The sequence below is a fragment of the Pseudomonas sp. G1002 genome, from assembly GCF_013385455.1.
GTDB lineage: Bacteria > Pseudomonadota > Gammaproteobacteria > Pseudomonadales > Pseudomonadaceae > Aquipseudomonas.
The window spans coordinates 365-19,817 of the sequence record NZ_JACAPY010000068.1 but is presented as its reverse complement, the minus strand read 5'-3'; the positions used below and the strand labels follow the sequence as shown (position 1 = coordinate 19,817).

General features: G+C 60.6%; 18 protein-coding genes and 1 pseudogene. 4 read left to right on the top strand and 15 right to left on the bottom strand.

The genetic code is table 11. The features are described 5' to 3' along the window. Positions 1 to 81: 81 nt before the first annotated feature. The 6 genes from HX801_RS31605 to HX801_RS31580 all read right to left on the bottom strand — a co-directional run bounded on the left by HX801_RS31605 (position 82) and on the right by HX801_RS31580 (position 5,474). Positions 82 to 735, bottom strand: a complete 654-nt coding sequence (locus tag HX801_RS31605) for an HAD family phosphatase (RefSeq protein ID WP_102369617.1) — start codon at positions 733 to 735, stop codon at positions 82 to 84. Positions 736 to 764: 29 nt separating this feature from the next. Further along, positions 765 to 1,754 (bottom strand): ABC transporter ATP-binding protein, encoded by a 990-nt coding sequence (locus HX801_RS31600; protein WP_177023415.1) that lies wholly within the window; start codon positions 1,752 to 1,754, stop codon positions 765 to 767. Continuing rightward, entirely contained in the window at positions 1,751 to 2,551 is an 801-nt protein-coding gene (locus HX801_RS31595) for an ABC transporter permease (protein WP_102369616.1), read from the bottom strand. The genes HX801_RS31600 and HX801_RS31595 overlap by 4 nt, the downstream gene beginning before the upstream one ends. Then, positions 2,538 to 3,383: an ABC transporter permease subunit gene (locus tag HX801_RS31590; protein WP_010166442.1), complete on the bottom strand. Its 846-nt coding sequence runs from the start codon at positions 3,381 to 3,383 to the stop codon at positions 2,538 to 2,540. The genes HX801_RS31595 and HX801_RS31590 overlap by 14 nt, the downstream gene beginning before the upstream one ends. Further along, entirely contained in the window at positions 3,380 to 4,186 is an 807-nt protein-coding gene (locus tag HX801_RS31585; protein WP_003219750.1) for an alkaline phosphatase family protein, read from the bottom strand. Before HX801_RS31585 ends, HX801_RS31590 begins: the two co-directional genes overlap by 4 nt. A gap of 220 nt (positions 4,187 to 4,406) precedes the next feature. Next, positions 4,407 to 5,474, bottom strand: a complete 1,068-nt coding sequence (locus HX801_RS31580) for an ABC transporter substrate-binding protein (RefSeq protein ID WP_177023414.1) — start codon at positions 5,472 to 5,474, stop codon at positions 4,407 to 4,409. Positions 5,475 to 5,825: 351 nt separating this feature from the next. Here HX801_RS31580 and HX801_RS31575 point away from each other — a divergent pair, with 351 nt between their 5' ends. Beyond that, positions 5,826 to 6,539, top strand: coding sequence for a UTRA domain-containing protein (locus tag HX801_RS31575; RefSeq protein WP_010166446.1), 714 nt, complete (start codon positions 5,826 to 5,828; stop codon positions 6,537 to 6,539). Between the two features lie 382 nt (positions 6,540 to 6,921). On the opposite strand, the gene HX801_RS31570 is transcribed toward HX801_RS31575, so the two are convergent. The 3 genes from HX801_RS31570 to HX801_RS31560 form a co-directional block, all read right to left on the bottom strand. Then, complete coding sequence (locus HX801_RS31570; RefSeq protein WP_177023413.1) at positions 6,922 to 8,268, bottom strand: amidohydrolase; 1,347 nt, start codon at positions 8,266 to 8,268, stop codon at positions 6,922 to 6,924. A 51-nt stretch (positions 8,269 to 8,319) separates the two neighbouring features. Further along, a complete protein-coding gene (locus tag HX801_RS31565) occupies positions 8,320 to 10,479 on the bottom strand; it encodes a mechanosensitive ion channel family protein (protein WP_003219758.1) in 2,160 nt (719 codons plus the stop codon). A gap of 72 nt (positions 10,480 to 10,551) precedes the next feature. After that, on the bottom strand, positions 10,552 to 10,728 hold the full coding sequence (locus HX801_RS31560) for a hypothetical protein (protein WP_003219760.1): 177 nt from the start codon (positions 10,726 to 10,728) through the stop codon (positions 10,552 to 10,554). 176 nt (positions 10,729 to 10,904) lie between these two features. On the opposite strand from HX801_RS31560, the pseudogene yegS reads away from it, so the two are divergent. Next, a pseudogene (gene yegS / locus HX801_RS31555) lies at positions 10,905 to 11,829 on the top strand (lipid kinase YegS); the annotation flags it as partial. Here the strand turns inward: yegS and HX801_RS31550 are convergent. From HX801_RS31550 to HX801_RS31540, 3 genes are all read right to left on the bottom strand, one after another. Further along, the gene (locus tag HX801_RS31550) at positions 11,791 to 12,450 is read right to left on the bottom strand and encodes a response regulator transcription factor (RefSeq protein ID WP_003219763.1); all 660 of its coding nucleotides are present in this window, start codon (positions 12,448 to 12,450) and stop codon (positions 11,791 to 11,793) included. The pseudogene yegS and the gene HX801_RS31550 sit on opposite strands and share 39 nt — an antisense overlap. Beyond that, positions 12,447 to 13,340 carry a sensor histidine kinase gene (locus HX801_RS31545; protein WP_177023412.1) on the bottom strand — a complete coding sequence of 298 codons (894 nt, stop codon included), beginning with the start codon at positions 13,338 to 13,340 and terminating at the stop codon, positions 12,447 to 12,449. The genes HX801_RS31550 and HX801_RS31545 overlap by 4 nt, the downstream gene beginning before the upstream one ends. Positions 13,341 to 13,659: 319 nt before the next feature. Then, positions 13,660 to 14,103: a hypothetical protein gene (locus HX801_RS31540; RefSeq protein ID WP_003219767.1), complete on the bottom strand. Its 444-nt coding sequence runs from the start codon at positions 14,101 to 14,103 to the stop codon at positions 13,660 to 13,662. A gap of 550 nt (positions 14,104 to 14,653) precedes the next feature. Here HX801_RS31540 and HX801_RS31535 point away from each other — a divergent pair. Further along, complete coding sequence (locus tag HX801_RS31535; protein WP_008430676.1) at positions 14,654 to 15,589, top strand: chemotaxis protein CheV; 936 nt, start codon at positions 14,654 to 14,656, stop codon at positions 15,587 to 15,589. 39 nt (positions 15,590 to 15,628) lie between these two features. Beyond that, on the top strand, positions 15,629 to 16,435 hold the full coding sequence (locus tag HX801_RS31530) for an MOSC domain-containing protein (protein WP_003219772.1): 807 nt from the start codon (positions 15,629 to 15,631) through the stop codon (positions 16,433 to 16,435). 64 nt (positions 16,436 to 16,499) lie between these two features. On the opposite strand, the gene HX801_RS31525 is transcribed toward HX801_RS31530, so the two are convergent. From HX801_RS31525 to HX801_RS31515, 3 genes are all read right to left on the bottom strand, one after another. After that, a complete protein-coding gene (locus HX801_RS31525; RefSeq protein WP_003183665.1) occupies positions 16,500 to 16,784 on the bottom strand; it encodes a pyrimidine/purine nucleoside phosphorylase in 285 nt (94 codons plus the stop codon). A 47-nt stretch (positions 16,785 to 16,831) separates the two neighbouring features. Then, positions 16,832 to 17,374 (bottom strand): exonuclease domain-containing protein, encoded by a 543-nt coding sequence (locus tag HX801_RS31520; RefSeq protein ID WP_003219774.1) that lies wholly within the window; start codon positions 17,372 to 17,374, stop codon positions 16,832 to 16,834. Positions 17,375 to 17,445: 71 nt separating this feature from the next. After that, the gene (locus tag HX801_RS31515) at positions 17,446 to 19,374 is read right to left on the bottom strand and encodes an acetyl/propionyl/methylcrotonyl-CoA carboxylase subunit alpha (RefSeq protein WP_177023411.1); all 1,929 of its coding nucleotides are present in this window, start codon (positions 19,372 to 19,374) and stop codon (positions 17,446 to 17,448) included. Between the last annotated feature and the right edge of the window lie 79 nt (positions 19,375 to 19,453).

Sequence of the window (19,453 nt, the reverse complement as noted above, 5' to 3'; positions counted from 1 at the left end):
AGTCGCTGTAAGAGCGAAACCACAGGCGGCCGTTACCTAAATAACGGATATGTACTCACCTCAAACCAGCGCAACAAAACGTCAAACCCAATGATGAATCGGCCACCCAGCCTGCTCAGCATGCGCCCGCAAAACTGGATCCGGGTTCACCACCTGCGGATTCTCCACCTTCAACAACAGTGGCAAATCATTGCGCGAATCCGAATAGAAGTACGCCCCATCAAGGTGCTCACCTTCCTGCTCCAGCCATTCCATCAGGCGAGTGATCTTGCCTTCGCGGTAAGTCAGTACACCTGTGGTCTTGCCGCTGTACACCCCATGGGCGACGTCCAGCTCAATCCCCAGCACTTCATCAATGCCGATACGCGCCGCAATCGGCTTGACCAGGTGCGTTCCCGACGCCGAGATCACCAAAATCCGGTCACCATTCTTGCGGTGCTGTGCAATGGTGCGGGTGGCTTCGCTGTAGATCAGCGGCTCGATAACGTCTTCCACCCACGGCTCTACAAGGTGCTCGATCTCTTCCGGCGTGCGGCCAATCATCGGCTCCAGGCTGAAGTCCATGAAATCCTCCATGGCCAGCTCACCGCGGCTGTAGGCCGCCATCAGTTCGTCGTTCTTGCGCATGAACGACTCGCCATCCACCCAGCCCAGGCGGCCCATCTGCTCGCTCCACAGGGTGGCGCAGTCGCCGTGGATCAGGGTGTCGTCCAGATCAAAAATTACCAATGCCATCTGTCACGCTCTCTCAAATAAATCGTGCGTCAGGCTACTTCACACAACGCACTTGGGTCGATGGAAAGTGCCAATCTCTGACCATCCGGGTGCAGATCGTCAGCCGAGCGGTTAAGCACATCCACCACCAATTCCACGCCCCGGGCTTCGATGCGGTAGCGAATCACGTTGCCCAACAGGCTGTGGCTGCGCACCAACGCATCCAGCTCACCGCTGCGGCTGAGCTCAATGGCCTCCGGGCGAATGGCGATGCGCCCGGTGACCGGGCGCTGCAACAGTTTGCTGGCCTTGTCGGCGTCCAGCAGGTTGTAGTTGCCGATAAAGCCCGCGGCGAACACATCCACCGGCGCGGTGTAGAGGGTCTCGGCATCGCCGCTCTGTACGATCTTGCCCTGGTTCATCAGGAAGATCCGGTCGGACATGGTCAGGGCTTCTTCCTGATCATGGGTCACGAAGATGGTGGTCAGGCCCAGCTCGCGCTGGATCTGGCGAATCTGTTCGCGCAGGTGCTTGCGAATCCGTGCATCGAGGGCCGACAACGGCTCGTCGAGCAACAGCAGGCGCGGGCGCGTCACCAGCGAGCGGGCGAGGGCCACGCGCTGGCACTGGCCGCCGGACATCTGATGCGGGTAGCGGCCGGCGAGTTCTTTCAGCTCCACCAGTTGCAACACTTCCTGCACGCGTTTGTGGCTGTCGTCGGCATTGACCTTCTGCATGCGCAGGCCGAAGGCGACGTTCTGTTCCACGGTCATGTTGGGGAACAGCGCGTAGCTCTGGAACACCATGCCGATATGCCGTTTCTGTGGGCTCAGCGGGACGATGTCCTGGCCATCCAGCAGGATTTTCCCGCTGTCCACCGAGGTCAGGCCGGCGATGCAGCGCAGCAGGGTCGACTTGCCGCAGCCCGACGGGCCAAGCAGGGTGACGAATTCGCCCTTGGCGATTTCGCAGTTGATGTCACTGAATACCGGCGTACCGGCGTAGCCTTTTTGCAGGTGTTGGACGCTGACGAAGCTCATTGGCTTTTGTCCTTGTTCAAGATGTTGGCGGCCCAGGTCAGCACCAGCACGAAGAAGAAATAGGAGATCACCAGGGCACTGGTGAAGTGGCCGCTGCTGTTACGCATATTGTTGAGGTACACCTGCAGGGTTTCGTAGCGGGTGCCCACCAGGATGTTGGCGAACACGAACTCGCCGAACAGGAACGAGAACGACAGCAGCAATGCCACCATCAAGCCCTTGCGCAGGTTCGGCAGCACCACCAGGAACGCCGCCTGGAAGGTGCTGGCACCGAGCAGTTGGGCGGCGTCCATCAGGTCCCGCAGGTTGATCGCTTGCAGGTTGTTGGTGATCGCCCGGTACATGAACGGCAGCGCCACGGTGAAGTAGCAACCGATCAGGATCCACGGCGTACCCACCATCGCAAATGGCCCCGAGCCGTAGAGCTGCAACAGCCCCACCGACGACACCACCGGCGGCACTGCGAAGGGCAGCAGGATCAAAATGTTCATCAGCGCGTCGAGTTTCGGAAAGTGGTAATGCACCACAAACAGCAGCGGCAGGATCAGCACCACCGACAAGATCAGCGCGCCGACGCACACCAGCAGCGACTGGCCGAAGGCATTCAGGAAGCGCGGGTCACTCCACAGCTGGATATACCATTTGAAGGTAAAGCCGGATGGCAGGATGGTCGCCGACCAACTGCTGGCGATGGAGTAGACCAGGGTGCCGAGCAATGGCAGCACCAGGACAGCAAGCAACAGGTACACCACTACGCGATGGTAGAGGGCGGCCGAGCCAGGTTCAGCGCGAGACATGGTAGCTCCTCTTGAGCAGCAGTTGATGGACTACGGTCACCACCGTCATCAGCGCTACCAGCACCACGGCCAGGGCACTGGCCATGTTCGGGTCCAGGGAAATATCGCCGGAGACCATCGCCGCGATGCGGATCGGCAGCACGTTGAAGTTGCCGGTGGTCAGCGCGTACACCGTGGCGTAGGCGCCGAGAGCGTTGGCCAGTAGGATCACGAAGGTGCCCAGCAGCGCTGGGGTCAGCACCGGCAAGCCGATATGCCGCCAGTATTGCCAGCCATCCGCGCCGAGCAACGAAGCGGACTCGCGCCAGTCTTCGCGCAACGCGTCAAAGGCCGGGTAGAGCAGCAGTACGCCGAGGGGAATCTGGAAATAGGTATAAAGGATGATCAACCCGGTCTTGGAATACAGGTTGAAGTCCTGAATGATCCCGGCCTGCTTGAGCATGATGGTGATGCTGCCGTTGAACCCCAGCAGGATGATGAAGGCGAAGGCCAGGGGTACACCGGAGAAGTTGCTGGTCATGTTGGCGAAGGCGGTCACGAAATTGCGCAGCCGGCCATCCACCCGACGCAGCGAGTAACTGCCCAGCACGGCAATGACGATCCCGAACACACTGGAGTAGAAACTGATCTCCAGGCTGTACTGGATTGCCTGCAGGTAGAATTTCGAATTGGCGATCTTGCTGAAGTTGGCCAGGCCCCAGCCAAACTCTTCCGATTGCAGGCTGCTGACCAGCACCCAGAACAGCGGAGCGATCTCGAACACGATAAAAAACAGCGCGAAGGGCACCAGGCACAAGGCGGCCAGCCATTTGCCGCGGATCACTGAATTCACTTCAACAGCTCCCGGCATACAGGTTTGTCGTGGGGTACACCCAACAGCTCGCAGACGGTGCCGCACAGCTCGGTTTGTTTGGGCGTGGCGTGGGTGTCGAGGCTGAAGGCATCACCCAGCACAAACAGCGGCACTTCCCGTTCTTCCGGCAGCAGGCCGTTGTGGGAGCGGTCGTTGTTCATGCCGTGGTCGGCCGTCACCAGTACCTGGTAACCGGCGTCGAGCCAGCCTTGCAGGTAGTCGGCGAGGATGATGTCGGCCGAGCGCGCGCTGTTGCGGTATTGCGGGGTGTCGAGGCCGTGCTTGTGGCCGGCATCGTCGATGTTCATCGGGTGCACCACCAGGAAATTCGGCGCGTGTTTGAGGCGCAGGCTTTCGGCGTCGGCAAACAGGTGCGAGTCCGGGTAATGGTCATTCCAGTAGAAATGCCCGTGCTGGATCGCCAGGGCCGAGTCGCTGGTATGCCGATCCCGGGCGGCGATAAAGGGCGAGCGGTTATACAACTCGCTGACCCAGTGATACGCCGCCGCCGCCGTGGATAAACCGGCGTCGGTGGCGTAATGGAAAATGCTGCGCTGGTTGGACAGGCGCGAGACGTTGTTGTGGACGATGCCGCTCTCGATCGGCGGGACGCCGGTGAGGATGCATTCGTACAGTGGCCGGGACAGGGCCGGCAGTTCACATTCCAGTTTGTACAGTGCTGCGCGTCCTGCGCCGACATAGGCCTGCAAGTGCCCCATGGCGTGTCGGGCAACCTCGTAATTCAGGCCGTCGAGCACGACAAGGATGACGTTGTGCTTCATAGGGGCTGGGGCTCCGCAACAAATAGGCTTGACTCAATTTCCCCTGAGGGAACGCAGTTAAGTGTGGGAGTGGGCTTTTGTGGGAGCGGGCTTGCTCGCGAAGACGGTGGGTCAGTCACACATGTATTGACTGACACTGCGCTTTCGCGAGCAAGCCCGCTCCCACCCAAGCCCGCTCACACATTGGATCTCCAGCGGATCTCCAATGTGGGTTACAGCCTTATTGCATATTGATGATGACTTCTTCCTGCCACTTCTGCGGCAGTGCCTTGGAGGTCTTCTCCCAAGCGTCGGCGTCCTTGATCGGCGTGACTTTCTTGTACTGCTCGTTAGGCAGCAGCTTGGCCTGTACGTCGGCTGGCAAGGTCAGGTGCTCGGCACGGATCGGCCGCGCATTGCCACGCGCCAGGTTGGTTTGGCCGGCGTCGCTGAAGATGTATTCGCGGGTCAGCTTGGCGGCGTTCGGGTGCTTGGCGTATTTGTTGATGATCGTGGTGTAGCCGGAAATCACCGAGCCGTCCGATGGGATCAGCACCACGTAGTCATCCGGGTTGGTCATCTTGGCCTTGTAGCTCAGGCCGTTGAAGTCCCAGACCACGCCCACTTCCACTTCGCCTTTTTCCATGGTGGCGATGGTTGGGTTGGCCAGCGACAGGCGGCCTTGCTTGGCGATGTCGGCGAACATCAGCAGCGCCGGCTGAATGTTCTTCTCGTCGCCACCGTTGGCCAGTGCGGCGGCGAGTACGCCGTTGGCCGCCTGGGCGGCGGTGCTCACGTCACCGATGGAAACCTTGTATTTGCCGGTCTTCAGGTCAGCCCAGCTTTTCGGAGCTTCGGAGCCGTGCAACAGCTTTTTGTTGACGATAAAGGCGATGGTGCCGGTGTAGGCCAGGGCCCAGTTACCGTCCTTGTCTTTCGCCCAATCCGGGACTTGTGCCCAGGTGGTCGGTTTGTACGGTTGGGTAACGCCCTGTTTCACCGCGATCGGGCCGAAGGCTGCACCCACGTCGCCGATGTCGGCGCTGGCGTTGTCTTTCTCTGCCGCAAACTTGGCGACTTCCTGGGCGGAGCTCATGTCGGTGTCGATGTGCTTGAGGCCGTAGGTCTTGGCCAGGTCGTCCCAGGTGCCTTTCCAGTTGGCCCAGTCATCGGGCATGCCGACGCTGTTGACGGCGCCTTCCGCTTTCGCGGCGGCTTCCAGGGTTTTTAGATCGGTATCAGCGGCCATGGCGGCGGTGCACATGGCAATGGTCGAGCCTAACAGTGATGCCAGGAAAAGCTGTTTCATCCGAAGCTCCTTTGGGCGTTTTCAACGCTGCGTTTTTATCGACGTTTGCGGTGGTGTTGGTCTAGGTCAGCAATACACGAGCCAATTTAGGCGTGGCGGATGACAGTTTCATGTCGATGTCGTTTTTTGTTGGCCTGGACGGGGGATCACCGGGTAAGCGTAGACCATGCCCAACCGCCCGGAAGCCTTGGACTTGGCCGATGTATTGCAGGTCTTGTGGCAGGACGTCGCGAGGCGCTGTCATCTGTCGGTCATGTGCAATGCCTAGGCTTGCACGCAACAGCAGAGGCGCGTTTAGCGGGCGTTTTGTGCACCTGAATAGTGCTGGTCTAGTCCAGATAGGTAACGTTGATGCGTGATGAGGCAACCAAGGCGGTGACAACCATTGGCCTGGCGCTGCAAGAGCAGATCGACCATGGCTTGTTGGCGCCTGCCAGTAAGCTGCCGGCCGAGCGCAAGCTCAGCGAGTTGTTTGGTACCACCCGGATTACGGTGCGGGAAGCCTTGTTACAACTTGAGGCACAAGGGCAGATTTATCGCGAGGAGCGGCGGGGGTGGTTTGTGTCGCCGCCCAGGCTTGCCTATAACCTGATGCAGCGCAGTCATTTTCACGCGATGGTGAGTGCCCAGGGTCGGGTGCCGTCGACCGAGGTGATTTCGGCGCGGTTGCAGCCGGCTTCGGCGGCGGTGTGTGCGTGGTTGCAGTTGCCGGCGTTGTCCAGCGTGATTCAGATTTGCCGGGGGCGCAGGATTGATGGGCGGTTGGTGTTGTATGTGGAGCACTATCTGAACCCGCAGTATTTTCCGGGGATTCTGGAGTGTGATTTGAATCAGTCGATTACGGAGTTGTATGCGCGGGTGTATGACTTGCACTACGGGCGGGTGCGGTTTGAGATTGTGCCGACGTCATTGCAGGTTGAGGCTGCGGCGGCGTTGAGGGTGTCGGTGGGGAGCCCGGGGTTGCGGATTGCTCGGGTTAATTATGATCAGCATGAGCGGTTGATTGATTGTGATCTGGAGTTTTGGCGGCATGATGCGATTCATGTGGGGGTGGATGTGGTTTGACGTTTTGCCTGTGTGTATCCGTTATTTAGGTAACGGCGGCTTTTGGTTCCGCTCTCACAGCGGCTCACTTTTGAACAGCCGGAATGCCGGCCCAGCCCCAAGTAAGCACAGGGCTTTACCCCGATGACCTGAGTGTTAGAGCAAAAGCAGAGCCGCTTTATGTGGGAGCGGGCTTGCTCGCGAAAAACCTGAGGGCGCCGCGTTGAGTCAGGATACCCACGTCATCGTTAACGACCTTCGCGAGCAAGCCCGCTCCCACATTTGGATCGTGTCCGCCTTTGGGTTTGCTGTTGCTTCACCACACTTAAGCCCGAGCAAGGTGCAGAGTGGTGGGGCAAGAGCGGAACCCTAGGCGGCCGTTACCTGAATAACGGATATACCCTCAATCCGCCGCATTGGCATACAAATAATCAGTCGCCAACGAAGCCAGCGTCCGAACCCCAACCACCAACGCCGACTCATCCACAAAGAACCCCGGATTATGATTCGGCGCCGCCTTGCTCATGTCCTGATCCCTCGGCGTCACCCCCAGAAACACAAACAACCCCGGCGCTTCCTTGGCATAAAACGAGAAGTCTTCAGCCCCACCCACTAACGGGGCGTTGACCACATCCCCATTCGCCGCCCAACGCAAACTCGGCAGCATCTTCTCGGTCAGCGCCGGGTTGTTGATGGTCGGATCGTACTTCTCAATGATCGTCACCTCAGCCTTCGCCCCACCACTCTCGGCAATCTTCTCGACGGTCTGCCGCACATCCGCATGCAGCTTCTGGCGAATGCCATAGTCGTAGGAGCGAATGGTCCCACTCATGTCCACCGACTCGGGAATGATGTTGTACCGCGTCCCTCCGTTGATGGTGCCAATACTCACCACCGCCGGAAACGAAGAAATGTCGGTACGCCGGCTCACCACCGTCTGCAACCCAACGATGGCCTGCGCCCCGACAGTAATCGGATCAATCCCGTCCCACGGCCGCCCCGCATGGGTCTGCTTGCCCAGGATCTTGATCCGCAGGTCATCCGAACTCGCCAGGGTAGGCCCCGGCCGATACGCAATCTGCCCCGCAGGCACACCGGCCCACACATGCAGCCCAAACACCGCATCCGGCTTGGGCGATTTCATCACCCCTTCCTGCACCATCATCTTCGCGCCCCAAGTGTTCTTGCCATCGGGGATAAAGTCGCTCGGGCCTTCTTCAGCCGGCTGGAAATAAAACACCACGGTGCCCGGCAGACGATCGCGCATGCCGGTCAGAATTTTCGCTGTACTCAGCAGGATGGCGGTGTGGGCGTCGTGGCCGCAGGCGTGCATCACGTCGACTTCTTTATCGAGGTACACCCCCTTGGCCTTCGAGGCAAAGGGCAGGTCGGACACTTCTTTGACCGGCAGCGCATCCATGTCGGCGCGCAAGGCAACGGTCGGGCCGGGCAGGGCGCCTTTGAGGATTGCGACCACGCCGGTGCGGGCGACGCCGGTCTTGACCTCAAGCCCCATCTCCCGCAATTGCTTGGCCACCAGTTCTGCGGTGCGCTTTTCGGTGTTGCCCAGTTCAGGATGGGCGTGGATGTCGCGCCGGGTTTCCAGCAGGGCCGGTTCCAGCACTTTCGCCTGGGCGGCGATGGTTTCACGGGCACTGTCCTGGCCGCTGCTGGCGGCGATAACCGCGCTGCTGGCGACACCGCACAGCAGGCCGAATACCCATTGGTGTGTAAGACCGGTCAAACGCATAAGGACTCTCCATGATTATTGTTGTTGATCCTGACGTCGTCCGGGCAGCGCTTATTCTTTCTCTTGCACGCCTCCCGCCGCTGTCACCACTTGCACGCTCAAGCGTGGGGTGGCCAGGTCCAGCCCGGCTTCATCGAGGTGACGCTTGAGCGACAGGTTGAACGCCCGCGAAACCTCCCACTGCTTGATCGGCGCGGTCTTGAAGCGGGCGCGAAGAATCGCACTGCCGGACTCGAAACTTTCTACACCCTGAATCTCCAGCGGCGACCAGATATTGCGCCGCTGCAACGGGTCGTTGCGCATCTTCTGCCCGACGTCGCGCATCAGCTTGATGGCGTCGTCGATTTCCATGTTGTAGGGAATCGCCACCCGGAAGATCGCGTAGCCGAACTCCCGGGAGTAGTTCTTGATGCTTTTGATTTCACTGAACGGGATCGTATGCACGATGCCGTCGATGTCCCGCAGGCGCACGGTACGGATGGTCAACCCTTCGACCGTCCCCAGGTGGCCGCCGACATCCACGTAGTCATCAATTGCCAGGGAGTCTTCGATAATGATGAACAGGCCGGTGATCAAATCCGCCACCAGCGACTGTGCACCAAAACCGATGGCCAGGCCGATCACACCGGCACCCGCCAGCAGCGGCGTGACGTTCATGCCCATGTTCGCCAGGGCGACGATGGCCGCAATGATGAAGATGGTCACGAACAGCACGTTGCGAATCAACGGCATCATCGTTTGCGCACGCGCGTTGGCCAGGCCTTTGCGCGAGCGGGTGAGGGCGTGGTGGATCGCGGTGTCGCTGAGGATCCAGATCAGCCAGGCAAACAGCAATGTGCCGGCAAGGCCGAACAGCTTGACGCTGATTTCATGTCCGTCGCCTTCGGTAAAGCGGATCAGCGACAGGCCCCAGACCCGCAGGCCGAGTTCGATAAACACCAGCCACACCACCAGGTGGGCGAGGGTGTAGACGAAGCTTTTCAGGCGCTCGGAGTACAGCGCATGGCGCTTGTGCCCACGCTGCGGCTTGAGGGAATGGCGGCGCACCAGGCCGTTGATCACCATGCACAGCACCAGCAACACCGTGCACAACAACGACTGGCGCAGGGCGGTGCTGGTGTCGCCGGCGGAGACGAAGGTGGCGAACAGCGAGATGCCCACCAGCAGCAACGCCGGCAGGTACCAGAAGGTACCGACGATTTCGATGGTGTCACTCAGGGCGCGGCGGGTCAGGCGGCGGGACAGCGGCTGGTTGCGGATCAGGTGCGCAATCGGCCGGCGGAATCGCAGGATGAACACACCGGTGGACAGCGCGGCCATGACATTGGCGATGGTCGCGGCGACATGGGACAGGTGTTGGCCCAGGCTCTCGGCCAGGCGCGGGTCGCTGACGGCTTCGCCAAAGGCGGCAAAGCTGCCGATCAGCCATAACGGCCGGAAGGCCTGGTGGCGCAGGATGTACAACGCGCGGTGACGGTGCGGGCCGTCGAGTACGGAAAAGGCGACCACGCAGATCGCCGAGAAGCAGGTGCCCACCACCAGCGCGTAGGCCAGCACCATCGCCAGGGATTTGCCGAGGGACGAGGGCAGTGCGTAACTCATGTAGACGGTGATCACCAACGCGATCAGCCACGGGCCGAGCTTGCGCAGGGCAAAGCGCAGCAGGTCCCAGGTCTTGGGGTGTTGCGGCAGTTCTTCGGTCAGGCCGAAGCGCTCGCGCACCCGGTGGCTGAGCCAGATCAGGATCGCGGCCAGCAGGCTCCAGAGCATCAGGATCATGGCAAAGGCAAAGATGATCGGCAGCCATTCGCTGGCCGGCAGCATCAGTGCGGTGAGTTCATCCTTGGCCTGGTCAAATTCGTTGGACCAGCGATTGAGCGGGCTGTCGGCACCGGAGAATTGTTGCTCCAGGCTCGACAGCGTGCCGCCGATCAAACCGAGCACACCCAGTTCGGCGGCGGGCTGGGCCTTTTGCGTGGTCTCACGAAGCTTTTTCAGGTCGCTCAGCAGCTTGGTGCGCTGCTGGTCGTTTTCCAGGGTCTTGATCACCTCGTCCAGGGACTGGCCCAACGGGACGTCGGCTTGCGGCTGGGTTTTGGTGTTGCTGCCCAGCAGCCCTGGCAGGCTCACGGCGTGGGCAGGCGCCATGGGCAGTAGGGTCAGCAGGCAGAAAAGCAGGCAACAGGGCAGGGCAAACAGACGGGCAAGCACGAGGCGGTCAACCTTAAAAACGACGAATTGACCGAGTGTACGAGGCCGTCATGTGCAATGCGAGTGAGATTGTCATTCGGCGAGTTTGGCGAGGATCTTGTAAACCACGGTGCCGAGGATCAGCAGCATGCCGATCCACATGCCGAACACACCGATGGGTTTGTCGCGGAAGTTGAAGCCGATGGCCAGGAGGATCATGCCGGTCAGGATGGGGATAAGCATGGAGTGGAAGGCGGACATGGTGATCATGGTGCGACGGCCTTGTCGGGTGGGAATAGGTATAAGTCTAGGTCGATTTCGCCAAGTGCGAGTTGATCCGTGTCAGAAACGCTACAAAACCCGGTTAATTTCTACATCCGATGGCTTTTTTTCGATTGGCCACGGTCAACATCCCTCAGGAACCTTAAACCCAGGAGCATTCATCCATGAGCACACCCAAGGCACTGTTGATTCTGCACGGCAAGCAAGCCCTCAACGAGCAGGTGCGGGCGGCGGTGCAGGGCAAGCGCGAGCAGGGCTGGGAGCTGGCCGTACGGGTGACGTGGGAGGGTGGCGATGCCCAGCGGTTTGTCGATCAGGCCCTTGCCGATGGCTACACGCGGCTGATCGCCGGCGGCGGTGACGGCACCCTGCGGGATGTGGCCGAGGCCATGGCCCGGGCCAAGACCGAGGCCAGCCTGGTGCTGATGCCCCTCGGTACCGCCAACGATTTTGCCCGCGCCGCCGGTGTGCCGCTGGAGCCCGAGCAGGCCCTGGACCTGCTGGATGTACCGGCCCGTGCCATCGACCTGGGCGAAGTAGGCGGGCAGATCTTCCTGAATATGGCCACCGGTGGTTTTGGCAGCCAGGTCACCGCCAACACCTCCGAAGACTTGAAGAAAGTCCTCGGTGGCGCGGCGTATCTGTTTACCGGCCTGTCACGCTTCAGCGAGTTGCGCGCGGCCTACGGTGAATTGCAGGGCCCTGACTTTCACTGGCGCGGCGAGCTGCTGGCCCTGGGCATCGGCAACGGGCGCCAGGCCGGTGGTGGCCACGTGCTGTGCCCCGGCGCCCTGGCCGATGATGGTTTGTTGGATATCAGCATCTTGCCGGCGCCGCAGGAAGTGGTCGGCACCCTGCGCAACCTGATGACGGACGGCTGGGGCCTGGACAATATGTTTGTGCGGGCGCGCTTGCCGTGGGTCGAAATCAAGGTCGCCGAAGGGCTGGCGATCAACCTCGACGGCGAACCACTCCAGGGTGACGACTTGCACTTCTCGGCCTTGCCCCAGGCACTGCGGGTGCATCTGCCGGAGGACTCACCGTTGCTGACTAATCGTCAAGGCTGATGATCTGTTCGCGCACTGCGAACAGCACCAGGCCCGCCACGTCGAAAATCTGCAGGCGCTTCATGATCTGCGAGCGGTGGGCTTCCACGGTCTTGATGCTCAGACCCAGGCCATTGGCGATTTCACGGGTGGACTTGCCGCGCACGATCAAGCGCAGGATTTCCAACTGGCGTGCCGTCAGGTTGTGGCTGTGGGGCGGCGGGTTGACCTGGGCCTGATTGCGGATCAGCGCCTGGTTGATCACCGTATGGGCGATTGCCGGGCTGAGGTAGCGTTCGTTGTTGCGCAACGCCAGCAGCGCGTGCTCCAGCTCATTGGCCGTGGTGTCCTTGAGCAGGTAGCCATGGGCGCCGGACTCCAGCGCGCACATGATCAGCTCCGGGTCGGTGTGCATCGACAGGATCAGCACCTTGCTCTTCGGGTAGGCGCGCTTGAGGTCTTTCAATGCATCGAGCCCGCCGGTGTGCTTCATCGACAGGTCAAGCAGCACGATGTCGGGTTGCAGCGCGTCAAACCGCTCCAGCAACTGCGCGCCGTCGCTCGCTTCACCGATCACCGCGTAGCCGGGAATATCCATGACCAGCGCACGCACGCCGGCCCTGATCAGGGAGTGGTCATCCACCAGGAGTAAGTTGCACGTCACTCTAGAACCTTATGGGGGTTGGCCCGTTCGAGGGCGCGGGGCGCCCAGGGGAAAAGCGCTTCGATCCTCGTCCCGGAGCCTGGCTGGCTATTGACCGACAATGTGCCTCCCAGTTGATCAATCCGCTCGGACATCCCGGCCATGCCCCGCTGGCCTTCCTGGGCGGGGTTGATGGCGGGCGAAAAGCCCTGGCCGTCATCGCTGATAAACAGTGACAGGCCTTCGGGCAGGCGTTGCAGGCGTACCAGCAGGTTACGTGCCTGGGCATGGCGCAGCATGTTGGTGACGGCTTCCTGGGTAATGCGAAAGGCGGCAACAGCCATCTCTTCCGGGATGCCGGTCAGCCGTTGATGGCATTCCAGGCTCCAGCTTACCCGTGTGTTTTCCAGGGTCTTGAGCAGATGCGCCCGCAGGCTCGCCTCAAGGCCCAGGCTCGCCAGTTGCCGGGGGTTGAGGATGGCCGACACGTCCTGCACCTTGGCCAGGGTTTCGTTGAGGGTGTTGCACAGCACCGCACAGTGGCCCTGCAGGTTTTCCGGAAGACGGCGCTTGAGCCATTCACTTTGCAGCTTGGCGGCGGTCAACAGTTGGCCGATATCGTCGTGCAGTTCGCGGCTGAGGCGATGACGTTCGTTTTCCTGGACCTGCAACAGACGGTCGGCCAACTCCTGGGGCTGGAGCTTGATGGACTTGCGTGAGCGCCACTGTTGCAAGCCCACCACCAGCAGGGTGGCCAGGTTCACTGACAACAGCGCCAGGGGAAGATCGGCCGAGTGTGCATAAGCCCACAGGCTGAGCAGGCACGCGCACAGGCATAGCGCGAGGGTTATCCAGCGTGCATTGCTTCGGGACACGGACCTTGCGATGAGTGACTTCAGGCTGGCGTACATAGGAGGCGCATTTCACGTTTATATGCATCATGAAGTTGAGTCACTTCGAGCGGGGCATGGTACCACCACTATTACCGTTGGTCGCCTGGCGCCGAGCGGGATGAGGCGTATTAATCACGGCAGCGTCCCGGAAGGTAGTCCCGGAGTTCAACGAGTGGGGAAGTTGTATCATTGAAGTTGTTTTGTATCAGTATTGTCGTTAGTGGCTTATTGATATTTTTCTGCTAACGATGTCGTGATGCATAAATAGTTGTGGTGTCGTTTTTAGATAATCAGGCAATTGAATGCGACATTTTTGTCGCTTGAATGCGAAGACGCCTCAAATAGCGTAAGGCCTGTGTTGTTGCTTATAGCCGAAATCGCTTTGGGGGATGTGTTGGACAACGGTGGCGATCAACACGGTTTGTTCCGTTTCATCCAGGCCGAGCTTGCCGGTTTTTGTATCGATCAACTCCAGTTGCCAGGCCAGCAGGGTGAGGCAGTTGTGCAGTGCATCAAGTGCTTCGTCATGCAGTTGCAGGGGGCTGGCGGCGTTGCTGATCAGGTACTGGATATGCCGTGAGAACTCGCTGATCGCCCTCAGGGCCAGGGCTTCGGATTTTTCCGCGAGCTTGATCAGGTTGGTTTTCATGCAGTCGATCGCGTCACTGTCGTTGCGGATCAAATGCAGGTGGCTCAAGCATTCTTCAGACTTGGCCAGCAACATTTCCGCTTCGAGGAGGAACTCGGGAAGTGCAAGTTGCCACTCTTTGCCGTCGTTCATCACACAAGTCTCCAGAACATACGATCGGATGATGAGATGTTGCACCGGTTGAATGGCGTAAAACTACCGCTGAAATATGACGAATATCTGTAGGCCCGTTCCGACTTTTCAGTAGGAAATTTATTTGAATGACGACCGTCGTCCGAGTACCCGACAATTTCCAGGGGCATTCGCACAACTTCTTTGGGTGCCAGTACATAAGCCACTGGATGATCCGTTGGCCGTGGGCTTGCGATAGCAAACAAAAGCCTGACTCCATTCATGCAATGAGAATGGCGTCACATTAATGGCTATTAGATATCGCGAATATCAGGTTGGTCCTGATTGTGGATAGGGGAATCCCTTACATAGCGGAACCTCGCGCAGACTTTGCGGTCACGCGGCGGTGGTGATGGGCCTTGCGTTGAAGCGGGTTCAGTAAAGCATGATGTCAGTGTGACATCAATGGATTTGCATGGCATTTTAGTGGGGGGTCAAGGTCCGGCGTTTGCCGCCGATAACCTGCTTCAGTGACCAGCACTATCCATCCGCTAAACCCCAGGAGTCTTTAATGGCCGGCATTCTCGACACGGTAGATCAACGCACACAATTGGTGGGTGAGAATCGCCTGGAGATCCTCATGTTTCGCCTGGCCGGGCGGCAGCTGTTCGCGATCAACGTGTTCAAGGTGCAGGAAGTGCTGCAACTGCCCAAGTTGACCCTGATGCCCCAGCGCCACCCATTTGTCTGCGGCGTGGTCAACCTGCGTGGGCAGACGTTGCCGGTGATCGACCTGTCCCAGGCGATTGGCATGCGTCCGCTGATTCCGGGCCCCAACAGCACCATTATCGTCACCGAGTACAACCGCTCGGTGCAGGCGTTCCTGGTGGGCGGCGTCGACCGCATCGTCAACATGAACTGGGAGGCGATCCTGCCGCCGCCGGCAAGTGCCGGGCGCCAGCATTACCTGACGGCCATCAGCAAGGTCGATGACCAGTTGGTGGAAATCATCGACGTGGAAAAAGTCCTCGCCGAAATCGTGCCCTACAACGCCAAGGTTTCCCGCGAGAAACTTGAAGACCCGGTGCTGGAACGCGCCCGCGGCCGCGAAGTGCTGCTGGTGGATGACTCCAACGTCGCCCTCTCGCAACTGCGTGACACCCTCGGACAGTTGGGGGTGAAGATGCACATTGCCAGCGACGGCCTCAAGGCACTGAACATGCTCAAGGCCTGGGCCGACAGTGGCCAGGTGATGACCGACAAGCTGTTGATGATCTTCACCGACGCTGAAATGCCCGAGATGGACGGCTACCGCCTGACCACCGAGATTCGCAACGACCCGCGCCTGCGCAGCCTGTACGTGGTGCTGCATACGTCGTTGTCCGGCAGCTTCAACGACTCGATGGTGAAGAAGGTCGGTTGCGACAACTTCCTCTCCAAGTTCCAGCCCGACAAGTTGGTGGACGTGGTACGTCAGCGCCTGATGCTGGACGAAGTCCCGGCTTGAGCTTAGGGTGACGGCTTTGTCCCTCAGGAATGCAGGCCCATGCTTCGTCTCAGCGCGTTGTACCGATACCCCTTGAAGTCCGGCAAGGGTGAATCCTTGCAGCAGATCGGCCTGGACACACTCGGGCTCGACGGGGATCGACGCTGGATGTTGGTGGACGAGGCCAGCGGGCGTTTCCTGACCCAGCGCGCCGTGGCCAGGATGAGCCAGCTCTCGGCGCTGTGGAACAGCGCCGGTGGCCTGACCTTGAGCGCCGAGGGCCAACCTGCGCTTGACGTGCCACTACCCGGCAGCGATGCCGAGTTGCGCGGCGTGACCATCTGGCGTGACACCTTGCGCGTGCCGGATGCCGGTGACGAGGCGGGCGCCTGGCTCAGCGAATTCATCGGCAAACCCACGCGGCTGGTGCAAGTGCCGCTGTCCCGTGCACGCACGACCGAGGCCGGCTACGGCAAGGATGATGACAAGGTCGCGTTTGCCGATGGCTTTCCGTTGCTGCTGATCGGCCAGGCGTCCCTGGATGACCTGTCCCAGCGTATCGGTCGGCCCATGGAGATGCTGCGTTTTCGCCCCAACCTGGTGATCGAGGGCAGCGAAGCCTTTGCCGAAGACGGCTGGAAGCGGATACGGATCGGTGATGTGGAGTTTCGCGTGGTCAAGTCCTGCTCACGCTGCATCCTCACCACCATCGACCCGGCGAGTGGCGAGCGCAGTGCCGACCGCGAACCGCTGGCCACGCTCAAGACCTACCGCGAGCAAGAGGGCGATGTGATGTTCGGGCAGAACCTGGTCAACGATGGGGTGGGCCGCCTGGAAGTCGGCATGCCGGTGACGATCCTGGAGTAAGCAGCCCTGAAATGAAAAATGCCCGTCTCTCGCGAGACGGGCATTTTTTTCGGCTATCGAACGTTTAGCCGCGGTATTCGCACAGGTAGGCGGTGTCGACCGCCACCTTCAGCTGGAACTTGCTGTTGGCTGGCACGTTGAACTGGCTGCCGGCGGCGAAGGTTTCCCAGTCGGTGCTGTCTGGCAGCTTGACGGTCAGTGCGCCCGATACCACGTGCATGATTTCACGCTGGGCAGTGCCGAACTCGTATTCACCCGGGGCCATGACGCCGATGGTCGCCGGACCTTCTGCAGTGCCGAAAGCGATCGACTTGACGGTGCCGTCGAAGTACTCGTTGACTTTAAACATGGGCGAATCCTCGGAAAAGGGTCAAGAAAGGTCGGCCAGTATGCCTTCTACACGGGCAAAATCAACGGCAGCAGCCGTGCGGTATTGCGTGCATCTTCCAGCGCCCGATGCTGTTGGCCGTGGAACTGCATGCCGGCCAGTTGCAGCGCGCCGTTGAGCCCCAGCGGCTTGTCCAGGCGCCGGGCCTTGGCGAAGCGTTGCTTGAGGTTCACGTGGGGCGTCTGGCCCAGCACGCTGCTCAAGCCATGGCGCTGCCACTCCAGTTCCAGTTGCTGGCGATCGTAGTCACCCCAGCTCGCCCAGCCTTCCAGGCGTGCCTGGTGCTGGCCAAGCCAGCGTTCGAACAGCGGCCACACCTCGATCAACGGCGCGGCAGCGTCGATATTCGCCTGGGTGATGTGGGTCAACTGGCGGCAGAACGGCGTCAGCAGCGGCCTGCGCAATGGCCGCACGAAACGCTGGAAATGGTCCAGTTCACGGCCCTGGCGGTTGACCAGGCTCACACCGATTTCGATGATTTCCATCTCGGTCACGGGCCAGCCGCCTTCATCCGTTGTGGCTTCAAGATCAATAATCAGCCAATGAGGCATCGCAGGTTCCCGTACTCTTCCCGTCCTGATGGGGATAGAGCGTAGCCAAGCCTGCTAGTTCCGCCCAGGGCTTACTCGATCTCCAGCAAAATCTGACGGTTCCTGACCTGATCGCCTGCAGCCGCCTGGATTCGCTTGACCACGCCACTCATGCCGGCCTTGAGTGGGTGCTCCATTTTCATCGCTTCCAGCACCAGCAACAGCTGGCCCTTGCTGACCGAATCGCCTTCGCTGACCCGTACTTCGACAATTGCCCCATCCATCGGCGCCTTGACCGTGCCGTTGCTGGCCTCGGCCTGGCGGGTGGCGACGGTTTGGGTTCGATCATTGATGCACACGCCGGGCAACCAGAGCCGGGTGCCTTGCAGGTGGTAGGCAATGCGACGGCGAATGCCGTTGAGAACGGCGGTGGCCCAGCGTCCGTCGGTGGAGAGGTCGCGTATTTCGATGGCGTGCTGATCAATCTCGACTTGCAGGCAATTGTCCGCCAGCACACTGAGGCTGATGGTCCGGGGCTCGTCGTGTTCGGCCAATTGCCAGGTCCAGGGTACGCTGGCGTTGTTGCGCCAGCCGGATAATGGCTGGGTGTGAGCGCTGGCGCTGTGTTGGTAAAACAGCGCGGCGGCCAGGGCCAGCTCTTCGTTGGTCGCGTGGGTACGCGGGATGTCGCTGAAGTGTTCGGCAATAAAGCCGGTGCTGAAATCGCCGGCGATGAAGTGTGGATGCTTGAGCAGGCTGGCCAGCAGGCGCTGGTTGGTGGGCACGCCGAGCAGCACGCAGTCTTCCACGGCCCTGACCAGCTTGCGCCGGGCCTCTTCGCGGGTGGCGCCGTGGGCGATGATCTTGCCCAGCATCGAGTCGTAGAACGGGGTGATGCGCTGGCCTTCCAGCACGCCATGATCGATGCGCACACCTGGCGCCGGGTCCCAGCGCAGTACGTCGCCGGTTTGCGGGAGGAAGCCCTGGGCCGGGTCTTCGGCGTACAGGCGCACTTCCATGGCGTGACCGGTGAGGGTCACTTGTTCCTGACTCAGGGGCAAAGGTTGGCCGGCGGCGATGTGCAGTTGCCAGGCGACGAGGTCGAGGCCGGTGATCAGTTCGGTGACCGGGTGTTCGACCTGCAGGCGGGTGTTCATTTCCAGGAAGTAGAAATTGCCGTCGCGGTCGAGCAGGAACTCCACCGTGCCGGCGCCGACGTAATTGACGGCGCGCGCGGCCTTGAGGGCGGCTTCGCCCATGGCTTGGCGCAGCTTGGGGGTCATGACGGGGCAGGGGGCTTCTTCGATGACTTTTTGATGGCGGCGCTGGACCGAGCAGTCGCGTTCGCCGAGGTAGATCAGGTTGCCGTGGGTGTCGCCGAACAGTTGGATTTCGACGTGGCGGGGGGCGATCAGGGCTTGTTCGAGGATGAGTTCGGCGCTGCCGAAGGCGTTTTGTGCTTCGGAGCGGGCGGTGCGCAGGTGTTCCAGCAGGGTGTCGGGGTTGTGTACCAGGCGCATGCCGCGGCCGCCGCCGCCGGCGCTGGCCTTGATCATCAGTGGGTAGCCGATGTGGGTGGCTTGTTGTTGCAGGGTTGGGTCGCCCTGGTCGGGGCCTTGGTAGCCCTTGATGCAGGGGACGCCGGCGTTGAGCATGGCGATTTTTGAGAGGCGTTTGCTGCCCATCAGGTCGATGGCTTCGGGGCTGGGGCCGATGAAAGTGAGGCCGGCGTTTGCGCAGGCTCGGGCGAAGTCGGGGTTTTCGGAGAGGAAGCCGTAGCCGGGGTGGATGGCGTCGGCGCCGGTGCGGTGGGCTGCGTTGAGGATGGCTTCGATGTTCAGGTAGGACTGGGTGACCGGGGCGGGGCCGATGTTGATGGCTTCGTCGGCCATCTGGACGTGCAGGGCGTCGGCGTCGGCTTCGCTATAGATCGCTACGGTGCGGTAGCCCAGGGATTGGGCGGTGCGCTGGATGCGGCAGGCGATTTCGCCACGGTTGGCTATGAGGATTTTGTTGAACATGAGTGACCCCTTGGGTTGGCGTTTACCGTGTACATATCCATTCCTGCGGTAACGGCTGCTATTGGTTCCGCTCTTACAG